Consider the following 13,823-nt stretch of genomic DNA (forward strand, 5'->3'; position numbering starts at 1 on the left):
ACGTTAGACTATATTTTTGGAAAAAAAGTCGGACGGCTAAAATGTAGGTATGATATTATATTCTCATCTTAAGAGACTAAAGGAGTGCTTCTTTAATGAACTACTATGAAAGAATTCAGAAATCCATTGATTATATTGAGAGTTGCCTTGAAAACAAGATTAACATAGATTTTGCAGCACAAACCGCATATATGTCTTTGTCAAACTTTTATAGAATGTTTTTTGCACTCACAGGCCACTCGGTAAAAGAGTACATCAGGCTTCGCAGGATTAGTTTAGGGGCTTTTGAGTTACGAAACAGGGATACTTGTTTAATTGATATTGCAATAAAGTTTGATTTTGAAAGCGGAGACAGCTTTTCGAGGGCTTTTAGACGTGTAACAGGATTTCTGCCCAGTGATTATAGGAAACAGAAAAGCTTGTACAACTTTGAGAGGATTGATATTATGGAAAAGTATTTTGATATTCAGGACAAAGAGCTTATTGAGAATTATCCCGACATAAAGGTTTTGAAAGAACTGGAGCCAACTCGTGCAGCGTATTTTTGCTATTATGGAAAAGAACCTGAACACCATGCTTTTGCTGTAATGGCAGAATGGCTCAATAAAAATGGTCTTAATATAAATGAACAGAAGCTGCGTATTTTCGGATATAATAACCCCAATCCGTCATCTCCCAATGAAGAAGAATACGGGTACGAGGTTTGTGTTACTGTTGCAGATAATATAGTTGTAAATGATGACCTTGTAAAGGAAAAAATACTGGGTGGAGGGCTTTACGCTGTTACAAACGTTAAGCGCGGACAGGATGGAGATATAGGGGGCGAAATTGTTAAGGCGTGGAACCGCTTTAAGAACTGGATTTCTGACAGCAAATATGTTTATGGAGGACACCAGTGGCTGGAAGAGCATTTGGGCTTTGATGACAATGCCAACCATATCGGCGGAATAGACTTATATATGCCTATAGCCTTAAAATCCAGCGATTATGATATAACCAAAACTTTTGATTATGTAGATTCTATGTTGACGGCAACGTATACTGCAACCGGAAAAGATGCAGATGATAAGGCACGTGCTTTCTTTTTGAAATGGGCAGATTCCCAAGGTCTATTTAATGACGGCAAGACACACAGGTTTTTTGCTTACTATGACCATGAGAAAATAGGCCATAAGGACTTTTTCTATAAAATCCATGTTACGGTGGATGAAGAATTTAGGACTGATAATCGGGATATTAAGCTGGAAGAGTTTACAGGCGGTTACTATGCCATAATGAAAGCAAAATACAGTTATAACGGCTGGGCATGGGGAGAGTTCCTTAAATGGTTATCTAAGAGTACGGAATTTGACTTGGGAAACTATTGGTTTTTTGAAGAATATAAGCTTAATAAACCTGAACTTGATATGGATACAGAGGTAGTTTTACATATGCCGGTAAAGCAAAAAGTGTAAGGGAGCGGTGGTAATGCAGACATTTAGTTCTATATTGAAAAAACCCGATACGAAGGGCGGTTTGACTTTTATTGAGTTGCCTTTTAATCCTGCTAAAGTGTTTAATGTTAGTAAAGGGACTATAAAGGTTTACGGTACTATAAACGGAGTGGAATACAGAAACAAGCTTATTTCCAGAGGAAACGGGCTTTATATAATGACCGTAGATAAAGCTCTGCAAAAAAGAATTGTCTTTACAGGTGAGGATTTGAAGATTGAAGTTACAATGAATCTTGATGAGAGTGCAATGCAAGGCTCCGGCAAGCGTGAAAATGTTGAAAAACATACTTGCGATATGGACGTATTGACTGCTATTAAGACAAGAAGAAGCATTCGTATTTTTAAGTCAGAAGAAATTGAAAAGTCAAAAATACAAACAATTCTTGAGGCTGGATTTTGCGCTCCAACAGCTAAAAACAAGCGTCCTTGGTATTTCATTGTAACACGCAATAAAGATTTCCTGACTAATCTGATTAAGGTGGACGCAGGACAAAGTAATTACTTACCACTTGCCTGTGCTGACTGCTGTATTATTGTTTGCGGGGACAAGAGTATTCAGGGTGTGACAGAATTTCTTTTAGAAGACTGCTCCGCAGCTGCACAAAATATGCTGCTTGCTGCCCATGGCCTAGGCTTGGGTGCCACATGGTGCAGCTTGCCCAGAGCAAGTAAAAGGAATAAATATGCTTGTGAGTTTTACAACTTGAGTGACAAGGTTATCCCATTAGCTATAATTGCTCTTGGCTATCCCGCCGAGGAAAAAGAATTTGCCCCGCGGTATGACGAAACAAAAGTACATTGGGAGATTGGGGAGGAGTACCCTGCAGAATAGTGCACCAATTGACGGGATATATAATTCGGTCCATGTTAGACTGGTTATCGAAGGGAGGTTATGCGTATGAACTGGCTTGATAAGATGAATGAGGCAATTTGCTATGTAGAAGACAACTTAGCGGGAGAGATTGATTTTGACGAAGTTGCAAGGAAGGCATGTTGCTCAACCTATCATTTTCAGCGCATGTTTTCGTTTATTACAGAAGTACCGTTGTCTGAATACATCAGACGAAGACGGCTTACTCTTGCAGCGTTTGAACTTCAGAACAGCAGTGTAAAGGTTATCGAACTTGCGTTTAAATATGGTTATGAGTCCCCTGACGCGTTTACCCGTGCATTTCAAAATCTGCATGGCGTTACGCCCACTTCGGCGCGCGATATGGGCGTACAGCTGAAAGCCTATCCACGCATTTCCTTTCATATTTCGATTAAAGGAGATGTGGAAATGAATTACAGAATTGAAGAAAAGGAAAGCTTTTCAGTATTTGGTATTGATACAATTTTAAGTAAGGTAGATGGAGAATGTTATAAAAGAATACCTGAATTCTGGCTTAAATCAATTGAAGACGGAACTGTGGAACGTATTTTAAAAGCGGCAGACGACGGAAAGCAGAATATGATGCTGAATGCTGCCATGTACGGACATGAAAATGACGGGACATACCATTATATGTTATGTCATAGAATTCCCCAAAAAGGTATTCCTGAAGGTTTTGTACAACTGGACATACCCAAACTGACGTGGGCTATTTTCCCTACAGAAGAGCATACCGAGGACAAAACCTCAGAAAAGGTGCAGGCAATATGGGAACGCATATATCCGGAATGGTTTCCCTCATCAGGTTACCAACATGCAGATGCACCTGAATTTGAAATGTACTATAAAGTGGGGGATAATAAATATATAGTAGAAATCTGGATACCGGTTTATAAATAGAGTATTTTTTATTTATTCAAAAACTTAAAAACACTCCGGCAATCAAAAAAACCCTGCTTATAGAAGAAGGTTTGATTGTCGGAAGAAAGTTTTCCGTTTATGGTGTCAAGCTCCAGAACCAGTGGAAAGGTTAAAGATTATATCCATTATGTGAGAATTTTGCAAGGAATTATATTCCGCTAAGCTTATGCTGATTTCGATATTCAACAGGGGTTGTATGCATTGCTTTTTTATATACCTTTGTAAAATAATTGGCACAAGAGAAGCCACATGCTTCTGCAATTTTCTGAATGGACAGATTGGTATTCAAAAGTAGCTGCATTCCATGCTCCAGACGGAGGTTGGTTAAATATTGTACGGGGGAAATTCCTTTCTCCTTACAGAATTGTCTGGTTAAGTGGGAATAGGTAACACCTATCTCAGGACACATTTCTTCAAGATTTATTTGGTTTGAGTAGTTCCTGTTTATCCATTCTATTGCAGCAGCTACGTGAGGGCTTGCCTTTCGGGCAGTTGGAAATTCTATGTTTCGCAGTAAAGCAATCAGAAAGCGATAAAGCCATTCACTGCCCATATAGCGACCTAAGGGTCTTTGGCTGTGAAGGTTATTATATAATTCAAAAAAGTAACTGATGGGTAAACTGTCTATCCCTAATTCCATTACAGAGCCGGTTAGTTCACGGATACGATTAATAAAGGGTGCCGCGGCAGGTCCTGAAAAGTGTATATAGAAGAATGTCCAGCTATGCTCAGGAGCATCCTCAGATGAGGGAAGGTAGTATTTGCTTTCTTCGGGAAAGGATATTAAAAAGGCCCTGCCCTTTGTCAGCTTGTATCGTGTATTCCTGCTTTCATATATTCCATATCCGTCTAAGGTGTATTGAAAAAGGTAGCCATGGTAGTCCCTTGTTGAATTATCAAAAAGGTAGTTTTCTTTTTGTCTTGTTTCCAAGCCCAAATCTTTTATACTTAATGATTGTTCTCCTATAACGTCTGTACCAAAAAAACCGAAATTGCCTGATTTCCATGACATCAAAAAATTACCCCTTTCTGCAGATAACTACCCTTGTTGATGAAAAAGCCTAATAATATAATACTTTATATAGAGATTATTTCAAGGAATGTATATCAAAATTTTACTTATGGAGAATAAATTATGAATAAGAATAAGTTTGCTTTAACGCCACCAATGGGTTGGAACAGCTATGACTACTATGATACTACCGTCAATGAGGAACAGGTTAAGCAAAATGCGGATTTTATGGCTGAAAACCTAAAGGATTATGGCTGGGAATATATTGTTGTGGATATATCCTGGTATAGCTGTGAGGCAGGTTATAAAAGAGATGAATTCCAGTATGTACCCTTTGGGAAAGTAGAGATTGATGAATATTCCAGACTGCTGCCATGTCCCGAGCGTTTCCCGTCCTCTGCTGACGGTGTGGGTTTTAAGCCTCTGGCTGATTATGTCCACAGTCTGGGGCTAAAGTTCGGGATTCACATTATGCGAGGTATTCCCAGAATTGCTGCCCACAATCACATGAAGGTTTATGGCACTGATAAAACAGCCAACGAGATTGCCGACCCATATTCTATCTGTATGTGGAATCCTGATATGTATGGTTTAGAGGTAAATAAACAAGGGGCTCAGGAGTATTACAATTCCATTTTTAGTTTATATGCTCAATGGGGAGTGGATTTTATTAAGTGTGATGATATATGCAGACTTGATATGAAATCTGCGGAAAAAGAAATTGAAATGCTTTATAATGCTATCCAAAATTGCGGACGGCCTATGGTTTTAAGCTTGTCGCCGGGACCTGCCCATATAAATAAGGCATGGCACTATGAAAAATATGCGAATATGTGGAGAATTACAGATGATTTCTGGGATAGCTGGCCACTGTTAAAGAATATGTTTGAGAGATGCGAAATTTGGCAAAATCATGTTTCAGAAGGCTGCTACCCTGATTGCGACATGCTCCCTCTGGGGTTTATCGGCAAAGGCTTCGGTGAAGAACGGTTAACTAATTTCACAAAAGAAGAGCAGATTACTATGATGTCTCTTTGGTGTATCTTCCGTTCTCCTCTTATGGTTGGGGCAGAACTGACCAAGCTGGATAAGTGGACAATGGAGCTTATGACGAATAGCAAAGTATTGCGTCTTCTGACCCACTCCACGGGTGCAAAACAGATTTCAAGGGATGATAAGCAGGCCATATGGCTTTCAAGAGATACGCAGAAGGAGGCTTACTATCTTGGCCTATTCAATCTCAGCGACCAAGTCAGGAATATTCATATAACTCCTGAGGAGCTGGGGCTTGACGGCTTTAAAGGGTGTGTCTTTGAAGAGCTTTGGTGTAAGGACAGTATAAACAATGTCACTGAGATGCTTGAGGTAAATGTTGCTCCTCACGGGGCAAAACTGTTTGAAATTTCCATAAATATCCTTTATACTGATAGTTAAAGGGGAATAGGGGGGAATAGATGAATGAAAAGAGGCCCATTATAATAACTGTAATTGCCGATTTAACTATTTTGGCTGCAATGTTTGCCATAGGAGCAACTATTTTCCCCGGATATTTTAAAAGTCTGGGATTTGAATTGAGCCCATTGCCCATTTATTCAAGCAATGTTATGAGAATACTGCTGTGCTTTGTTAATATAACTGCGGCAGTTGGTTTATTGCTCCTTAAAAAATGGGGCTATCGGCTGACGATTATTTATAGTGTTTTCTTTATGGCGGCAGATATTGTTTGGTGCTTGCAGCGAGGAAAATTTCCTCTTACTTCGGGTATGATTTTTTCGTGTATAATGCTATCTAATATCATATATTACAGAGAGCGATTTGTTTAAGGGAAAGCGCAAAAGCCAGACGGTCTGATACTTCAATAAAATCAGGAGGTGCTTATTATGTACAAAATTCCATTAATTTCATCAGTAATGTTATTTTTTCTAGGATGCATTACTTTAGGCGGCGCTATGATTTGTTCAAAAATTTTGCCACAAATTTTTAAGATTTATTTAATGACACATCCTGTAAATTATAGTGAAGGTATGCTGCAAGTAAATTTAACAGATGTTTATTATTAGCCCTTGCAGAACTTATACTTGGTGCAATTGGCTATTTGTATTACAAAAAAAAGCCTAAAGCTAAACCTTATTTAACAACCTTATGTGGGTGTGAAAAAACTGAATAAGAAATCAATGATATTAAGGAGCTTATGAAAATCAAGAAGAAACCTGTGAAAAATAGATTTTTTAGTATATATCTGCAGATAGATTTTTACTTTTAATATTGTCTTATGAGATATTAGTAATTTGCACTAACACAATTACCGCCACAGCAATACTTACAGCTAGCCACACAGCTAGCACTACACCCACCACCACAAGCAGCAGTACACCTATCAACACAGCCATACATACAGGTATAATCACAAGCACTACAAGCATATCCTGATATATCTTGCCTTGATTTACCTATTTTTTTATTAGAGAACAGACGTTCCATATTAACACCTCCTTATTTATGTTGTTTAGATTTATAAAGAAAAGGTATATAAATGCCAGAATTAAAGGGTATATATCTGCAGATAGATTTTATCCTATATTCTGGACTTATAATTAATAATTATGTAGGTTACATACCTGAAGTAGTAACGCAATTATACCCACATGAATACCCACAATGTGTTTGGCAACCAGTATTACAATTAACATAACAACCACCAGTACAACCACCATAACAACCGGAACATGTACCATCACAAACATTGCAAAATGCGTATCCACTTATATCCTGTCTTGGCTTACCAATTTTTTTATTAGAGAACAAACGATCCATAATAAACCCCTCCTCAATATATTGTTTTAATATCTATCTGCAGATATAAATATGAGCAAGTATTATATCACTAACTATTTGGTCAGAATTATTTCACAGGTTTGAAAATCTATATTCCACTTATGTCCATCTATGTTTTTCCATGTGTACTTTTCATACATTTTGTCCCACCATGCCTGCATATGATACTTGACTTTTCCTAATTCGGTTATCATTTTCTCCTGCATTGTTTCTTTTTGCTCAGCTGAAAGCAAATCACTCTCAAGAGTAGCTGCAAGCTCTTCAATTCCGAGCTTTCTTTCAAAAAGAACCAGCATTTCATTTTTTTCCTCTTCAGTGACAATTCCAACTACTTCTCTATACATGTTAATAACTTCCTTTCACTATATTTTTAATAGCTTTTCCAACGGGTCGTTATAGTCAATTTCGCTTAATGTATTTTCAAATTTATAGAAGCTGTATTCTTTGAGTTTTCTTTGAAGATTCATAGAATGTTCTCTTTCTATGTGGCTTAGCTCACACTGTATTTTAGAAGGTATATTTATTTCATTTGTCATTTTTTTGTTCAGATACTTGCATCTGTTGCAGTTATAAACATCACAGAGTGAGCATATGGGGGAATTTTCGAGTTTGAGCAGTTGGTCATTTTTTATATTTATTCCGTCAATGATATTTCCTATATGGCAGTCAGGGTCATCAAAGTAAAAGGCAGGACATATATAGATTCTTCCATTGGGTGCAAGTGAAAATGTATTGGTACCTGCGTCACAGTTTTTCATAGATTTTAAATTCCAAATGTCAGTTAGTACATTTATTTCAAGTTCCTCACCCTGTGCGTATTTTTCAGCAATAAAATCAACTATTTTATTTAACTGAGTTCTATACTCCTGAACATCTTGGGCGTTCCAGTCATTAATATCTTCAAGCTCGAGATTTATTCTGTATACTGTACCTGCAAGCTGTTCTATTAATTCATATAAGTTATGTATATTGTACCTGTTAAGCAGTAATATGCCGGGAGCTTCTTCATCGGGATTGTCTGCACAGTTGTCATACACTGAAATGGCATTTCCGGCTTGTCCCGCTTTATCAATAGTAAGGTATTCCTTTATATTTGCTTCATCTAGTCCCTGTGGTGTGCCAAGAAAGACAGGTGTATAGCCGTTTTTCTCACAAAATGTGATACCTTGTTTTAATAATTCAGGAGTCATGATATTTTTAGTAGACTTTGTGTTTCTATAGGAACAATGGGGTGTTATGTTGTCTGAAGTTATAAATTGCAAATATCTCTTTTTTTCATGCTCTCTATCCGCTGACAATTTTGTTCTTTCAGAAGGTAAGCCCGTTAGTTTTTCAAACTTTTCCCAGAAATATTTGTTTGCCCGTACAGTTGCTTTATGCATATTGCATAAATATGTAGCCCTTTGATAAATAGTATCAGTGTCTGCCATGTCGTAATTACAGCCCTGACACCATGCGCAGCCACTTGCCACTTCACACTTTACACATTCCAGAGAACTTTGAGTTTTCAGACTTAATGCATGAAAGGGTCTTAGTTTGTCCTGATTAATCCCGCTGTCGGCATTTCCTACGCATATTGCTTTCTTGTTATTCAAACTAATAGTATAGAACCTTATGCATGGAAAAAAGTTACCGTCACAGTCAATTGCCAGCATTTTACCTGCACCGCAATAATTTTTATTAATCTCTTCTTCTGTGAGAGGGTTACCTATGTAGGGGTCAAAGAATCTTACAGAGTATTTATCCCACAGCTTATTTTCAAGGACATAGTCAGCAAGCTCTCTGAGCTGTTGCTCCATAATAAGGTCGTCGCCCTCTTTCCAGACATCCTCAAACACCACATTTGCAGCTACAGATTTTATGCCTATATCCCAAAGGCTGATAATACTGTCTTTAAGATATGGAATATCGTCATGAGCAAAGGTTGCCTTTGAAGAGGAGGCTGGAAATTGACTAAGCCAGAGAGGTACATTTTTAATTACATCGTCATAGGAGCCGCTACCATCGGGCTTTACTCGCTGTAAGTCATGTTTTATCTTGTTTCCGTCTACACTCAAACCTATAGAGAGGTGAGCTATATTTTTTTTAATATATTTCTGAACCGCCGGAGTACCGTAAAGAAGGCCATTGCTGGAGAAGGATAATCTGTAGCTGTTGAACCAAGGATGGTCAAGTAGGAACATCTGCTGCTTGATATAGTCCGTTATTCTGTCTACCAGTTCTATTTCTACAAAAGCTTCTCCTCCTATGAATTCCCATACTACTGACTTATCATTAAAGGTATCCCTTTCTGAAAGTAAGTAATCTACGACCTTTTTAGCTGTTTCAAAGGTCATTTTTTTTAAGCTGTTTTTCCCTGTCATATAGCAGTATTTACAGGCAAGGTTACAATCCTCTGTCACACAAAAGGTTATAGTTTTTGGCTTGCCATCCAAACCATTCCATACAGGATTTAAATTTCCCATTTTGATTTCAGTAATGCTTTCCACCTTATCACTCCTTTTTTAAAGTGCCTTTAGTAATTCTTCTCTGGCTTCCTCATATGGAAGATTTTTTTTATCCTTTATTATTCGGGCTAAATGGCCTGATATATAGGCTGCCGACAGACTTGTGCCTCTGACATTTTTTATGTCTTGTATGTCTTGCAAGCACTCTATACCTTCAATTCCTGAAGGTGCATAGAAAAAACCCTGTTTATATGAATATTGCATACAATCGTCAAAGCTGTCTGCCTTTACACCAATAACGCCTTTAAGATAAGCAGGATAGGAAACTTTTCCCGAGTTTTCAGCAGCAGCTACCAGAGTTATATTAAGTCTTTTTGCCTCTTTAACTATTTTTCTTAAAGGGAAAATATACCTTTTTTTTACAGTACCCAGACTCATATGTATGATATCAGGCTTATAGTCAAATACCTGACTTAAGGAATATGCAAGTATTCTTCCGTCTGACGACAGGTTCTCGTCAAGGATATTTACACTTATTAGCTCAATATCACTGCATATATGACGTATTATTGCAGCTATTATTGTGCCATGAAGATTCCTCACCGGCAGAGTATTGTTCTCTTTTATATATCCTTTAATGTTGACGCTATAACCGGTTGAGTGTATTACATTCTTATTCAAATTGCATATCTGTGTGTTTATCCCACTGTCAATTATGGCAATCCTGATTTTCCTGTCCGATTCCTCTATATCAAATCACCTCCCTGCTATTTTCATTTATTAGCTCCACCTCAGCTTGGTACAGATGCTTGTACACTTTATTGGTATGGATTAGTGAATGGTGATTTCCTCGACCAACTATTTTTCCGTTTTCTAATACATATATGACATCGGCTTCTATTATCGTTGAAAGCCTGTGAGCTATCAGCACTACGGTACAATCCTCAGCTAGGGCATCAATTGCTTTTTTTATGTAAAATTGAGATTCATTATCTAAAGAAGAGGTTGCCTCGTCAAATAGTATTATCTTTGATTTTTTTAACAAGGCTCTTGCTATAGCTATTCTTTGTTTTTGTCCCCCTGAAAGATTCACACCGTTTTCTCCCACGATAGAGTTATATTTATTAGGCATGGATTCTATATATTCATGTATATATGCCTTTTTACAGGCATTTTCTATTTCCTGCTGAGTAGCATCGGGGTTTGCAAGCAACAGATTCTCTTTTATGGATATCATAAACAGAACAGGTTCTTGACGTACTACGGATACGTGCCTGCGTAAATCTTCTTCCTTGATTTCATTCAGGTCTGTGTGGTCAATGAATATATTCCCATTACAGGGCTGGTAAAGGCGCAGCAATAAATTGAAAATGGTAGTTTTGCCGCTTCCGCTGCTTCCTACTATGGCTGTCCTGCTTTTGGACGGAATATTTATGGTAACGTCATCCAGTACGCTTACCTGATTATCATAACTGAAGGAGACATTTTTAAAATTAATTTCACCGGTTATATTGTGAATGCTTTTTTCACCAATTTCTTCATGTGAATAAGACAGCCCGTCTATTAAGAAAAATATTCTTTCAAGGGAGTTCATAACCTGCTGTAAATTGAGATTAAATTTGCTTATGCTTAAAAGAGACCCTGAGAATTGTCCGGAGTATGAATTGAAGGCAATAAAATACTTTATGTTTAGTGAGCCGTTTACAACGAATACTCCTCCTACAAAAACCACGGCGATACTGGTTAAATGGTTTACAATGTCTGAAAGTGCCTGAGATTTTGCACCAAGCAATATTACGGCTACTATCATTTCTTTTAATTTGTTTGCAACCTTTATAAATGCTTCAAACTTGTATTTTTTTATTCCTAAGCTTTTTACTTCCCTTATACCCCAAATGGTTTGTCCCGATTCACTATAGTATTTGTCATTGACTTGGGATAAATTTTTGTTGCCTGCCCTGATTTTTTTGCCATATTTATTAAAGATTAAAAAAGTTATTGGGAAAGTAATTACAACGATTAAAGCCAGTTTAACGCTTATGGTAAACACGGTTATTCCCACTGCTATAAGCCGTATCACATCAACAACAGAATTTATAAGAGTTCCTGTGATAGCATTTGCAACCTCACCTGAATCTCCATGTAATCTGGACATTAGTTCACCATTATTTAGTTCATCATAAGCTTTTACGGGGAGGTCAAGAATGGCTTTGTACATATCCCTTTTTAAGTCGAATATTATATTTTGGTTTAGTGAAGAAAAGACATAAGATTGTAAATATGAAAGAATACTTGCAAGAATCCCGAATATCAGAGTGTAAACTATATTAGGGATAGCTGAATCAATACTTTTTTTGAAAAAACTGTCCAGTATTCCACCCCAAAAAAGAGGCTGTACTATTCCTATTCCTATGCTGCCGAGTATACATACAAAAGCCAGTATGAACTTGGTTTTATATGAAAATACATATTTTAAAGCTCTTTTAAGCAATTTTATATCTTCTTGTTTGAAAAATTTTATCTTCATGATTTAGTCCCCACATTTACCTTTTATATCTACAAAAAAACAGCGTAAACCAGACTGACTAAACTAAGGTGTGTATTAGTAAATATTAATTAGGATGCATGATAGGATGCATTATTTGTATAATATTTACACTTTATAAATAATTTACCATGTAGAGAGATAAATGTCAAATTATGAGATTGTTTAAATACTTGACTAGTAACATGATTTTAAATATTCCAAACATCAATGAACGGAAACTACTGCCTTTTGTAGGTTTAAGGATTCTCCGGGGCTAACACCTTTAGCTTAAGAGATTACTTATATGGCCTAAAATAGTATTCAGAAAAATAAATGCTAAAGCTATTCCAAAACAAATTAAAAAGTTTCTTTTTTTAGATGAAATGTCCTTTTTAAAGCTGGTATACACTTGATTATCATTAAGATATAAAAGAACTATAATCGATATAGCCAAAACATATAGACTGTTTAAAATAAAATCAAACTCACGTAAAAAAAGTGTATCCTCACCAATTCCTAATACAAAAATTTTAGTGTATAGACCAAATAGGAAAGTAACAAATTTTTGTATTAATAAAAAGAAAAAGAAGGATACACTCAACCACCACGACCAACTTTTCATTCTAAGTATGCCAATTCCTGCAATAATATTGGTTAAAACTAAAATTGCAGAAATCCCAAGAGATATATATGCTGCTGCATCTATTACGGCTTTATTTAAAAAATCATCATTAATATGCAGACTATTTCTTATATTTATTAACTGTTGAATTATATAAAAGACAGCAATAAAAAAGTGTGCTATTGCTAAAAAACTAATTGGTAATTTTGAATTTTTTGATCTGTTAATTTCAGTGTAAATATTCATTTAGATTTACCCCTTTTAAGTTTTATTTTGTACATACGATTCACAACAATATATGACAACTTTTGACATATATTCATAATTATAATGGAGGAAATTAATTAATGCAATAAAAGTAACGTAGTGTAACGTTGTAAGCTATAAAGCGTGGATAATCCTGAATATATAATTTCCAAAACAGTAACAAATTTACAAATTAATGTTATAATATTGTTTATATAATTCTAAAGGAGGAAAAATATGTTTAGGATGAAACGTTTGTTATTGGTCATTATTACAACGTTAATTTTCACAATGGCATTTTCCACAATGGCGTTTGCAATAGACGCAAATGCAGTTTCTCAAAGTCAAAATTCCGGGAATTCAGTTGCAGCATCTGCTTATTGGTATCATCAGATAATATCTGATAAACCGCTCTATCTGCACGATGCGAATACAGATACCTGGTATGACAGTGTAAAAGGTACCGTTGATATCAAGTGGACAAATCTTATACCCATCTTTAATTCCTTAACTGCTGATTTACAGGTCTACGATGCTACATACCAATTTACTCTGGTTACAACTGAGAGTTGTTCTTCGGATTCTATTAAGGGTACTTTTAATATCAAGAAAAACGGGGTAGTGGTTGCAGCAAATATCAGAGGCGAGCTTTACGGGATAAATTTAGCAGAGGGTGATTATTTCAAATTTTATTCTGATGATATGAATTGGCATTTCAGTGCATATATCACCAATCGAATTGATGGAGCAATTTGATATTGAGGAAGAGCAATAATAAAAAGGGTGCCGTTGTAAAATATAATTTTTACAAACGGTGCCCTTTTATCAAGCTATTGTCATACAAATATA

The 13,823-nt window shown here is 36.4% G+C and carries 15 protein-coding genes; 7 read left to right on the forward strand and 8 right to left on the reverse strand.

The features are described from left to right. Positions 1–95: 95 nt before the first annotated feature. From P0092_RS00925 to P0092_RS00935, 3 genes are all read left to right on the forward strand, one after another. Complete coding sequence (locus tag P0092_RS00925) at positions 96–1,454, forward strand: AraC family transcriptional regulator (RefSeq protein WP_004619237.1); 1,359 nt, start codon at positions 96–98, stop codon at positions 1,452–1,454. Between the two features lie 34 nt (positions 1,455–1,488). Then, entirely contained in the window at positions 1,489–2,325 is an 837-nt protein-coding gene (locus P0092_RS00930) for a nitroreductase family protein (protein ID WP_276187036.1), read from the forward strand. 66 nt (positions 2,326–2,391) lie between these two features. Beyond that, the gene (locus tag P0092_RS00935; RefSeq protein ID WP_004619241.1) at positions 2,392–3,264 is read left to right on the forward strand and encodes an AraC family transcriptional regulator; all 873 of its coding nucleotides are present in this window, start codon (positions 2,392–2,394) and stop codon (positions 3,262–3,264) included. 169 nt (positions 3,265–3,433) lie between these two features. Here P0092_RS00935 and P0092_RS00940 read toward each other — a convergent pair whose 3' ends face one another. Then, the gene (locus P0092_RS00940; protein ID WP_004619243.1) at positions 3,434–4,297 is read right to left on the reverse strand and encodes an AraC family transcriptional regulator; all 864 of its coding nucleotides are present in this window, start codon (positions 4,295–4,297) and stop codon (positions 3,434–3,436) included. Positions 4,298–4,420: 123 nt separating this feature from the next. Here P0092_RS00940 and P0092_RS00945 point away from each other — a divergent pair, with 123 nt between their 5' ends. The 3 genes from P0092_RS00945 to P0092_RS00955 are packed head-to-tail and all read left to right on the forward strand — an operon-like array spanning position 4,421 to position 6,357. After that, entirely contained in the window at positions 4,421–5,731 is a 1,311-nt protein-coding gene (locus P0092_RS00945) for a glycoside hydrolase family 27 protein (protein ID WP_004619245.1), read from the forward strand. A gap of 20 nt (positions 5,732–5,751) precedes the next feature. Then, positions 5,752–6,120: a hypothetical protein gene (locus tag P0092_RS00950; RefSeq protein ID WP_004619248.1), complete on the forward strand. Its 369-nt coding sequence runs from the start codon at positions 5,752–5,754 to the stop codon at positions 6,118–6,120. Between the two features lie 57 nt (positions 6,121–6,177). Further along, positions 6,178–6,357, forward strand: coding sequence for a hypothetical protein (locus P0092_RS00955; RefSeq protein ID WP_004619250.1), 180 nt, complete (start codon positions 6,178–6,180; stop codon positions 6,355–6,357). A 220-nt stretch (positions 6,358–6,577) separates the two neighbouring features. On the opposite strand, the gene P0092_RS00960 is transcribed toward P0092_RS00955, so the two are convergent. The 7 genes from P0092_RS00960 to P0092_RS00990 form a co-directional block, all read right to left on the reverse strand. Beyond that, entirely contained in the window at positions 6,578–6,778 is a 201-nt protein-coding gene (locus tag P0092_RS00960; RefSeq protein ID WP_040758776.1) for an AC3_0185 family rSAM-modified Cys-rich RiPP, read from the reverse strand. 129 nt (positions 6,779–6,907) lie between these two features. Then, positions 6,908–7,111, reverse strand: coding sequence for an AC3_0185 family rSAM-modified Cys-rich RiPP (locus P0092_RS00965; protein ID WP_004619252.1), 204 nt, complete (start codon positions 7,109–7,111; stop codon positions 6,908–6,910). A 74-nt stretch (positions 7,112–7,185) separates the two neighbouring features. Next, positions 7,186–7,476 (reverse strand): CXXX repeat peptide modification system protein, encoded by a 291-nt coding sequence (locus tag P0092_RS00970; protein WP_004619254.1) that lies wholly within the window; start codon positions 7,474–7,476, stop codon positions 7,186–7,188. An 18-nt stretch (positions 7,477–7,494) separates the two neighbouring features. Next, positions 7,495–9,621: a radical SAM peptide maturase, CXXX-repeat target family gene (locus tag P0092_RS00975; protein ID WP_004619256.1), complete on the reverse strand. Its 2,127-nt coding sequence runs from the start codon at positions 9,619–9,621 to the stop codon at positions 7,495–7,497. Between the two features lie 15 nt (positions 9,622–9,636). Continuing rightward, on the reverse strand, positions 9,637–10,260 hold the full coding sequence (locus tag P0092_RS00980; RefSeq protein WP_004619258.1) for a S8 family serine peptidase: 624 nt from the start codon (positions 10,258–10,260) through the stop codon (positions 9,637–9,639). 70 nt (positions 10,261–10,330) lie between these two features. Further along, positions 10,331–12,106, reverse strand: coding sequence for an ABC transporter ATP-binding protein (locus P0092_RS00985; protein ID WP_004619260.1), 1,776 nt, complete (start codon positions 12,104–12,106; stop codon positions 10,331–10,333). A 283-nt stretch (positions 12,107–12,389) separates the two neighbouring features. Beyond that, a complete protein-coding gene (locus P0092_RS00990) occupies positions 12,390–12,974 on the reverse strand; it encodes a hypothetical protein (RefSeq protein WP_004619262.1) in 585 nt (194 codons plus the stop codon). A gap of 237 nt (positions 12,975–13,211) precedes the next feature. Between P0092_RS00990 and P0092_RS00995 the strand changes: the two genes are divergently transcribed. Then, on the forward strand, positions 13,212–13,730 hold the full coding sequence (locus P0092_RS00995) for a hypothetical protein (RefSeq protein ID WP_004619264.1): 519 nt from the start codon (positions 13,212–13,214) through the stop codon (positions 13,728–13,730). The last annotated feature ends 93 nt before the right edge of the window (positions 13,731–13,823 follow it).

The organism is Ruminiclostridium papyrosolvens DSM 2782 (assembly GCF_029318685.1).
Taxonomy (GTDB): Bacteria; Bacillota; Clostridia; order Acetivibrionales; family DSM-1351; genus Ruminiclostridium; species Ruminiclostridium papyrosolvens.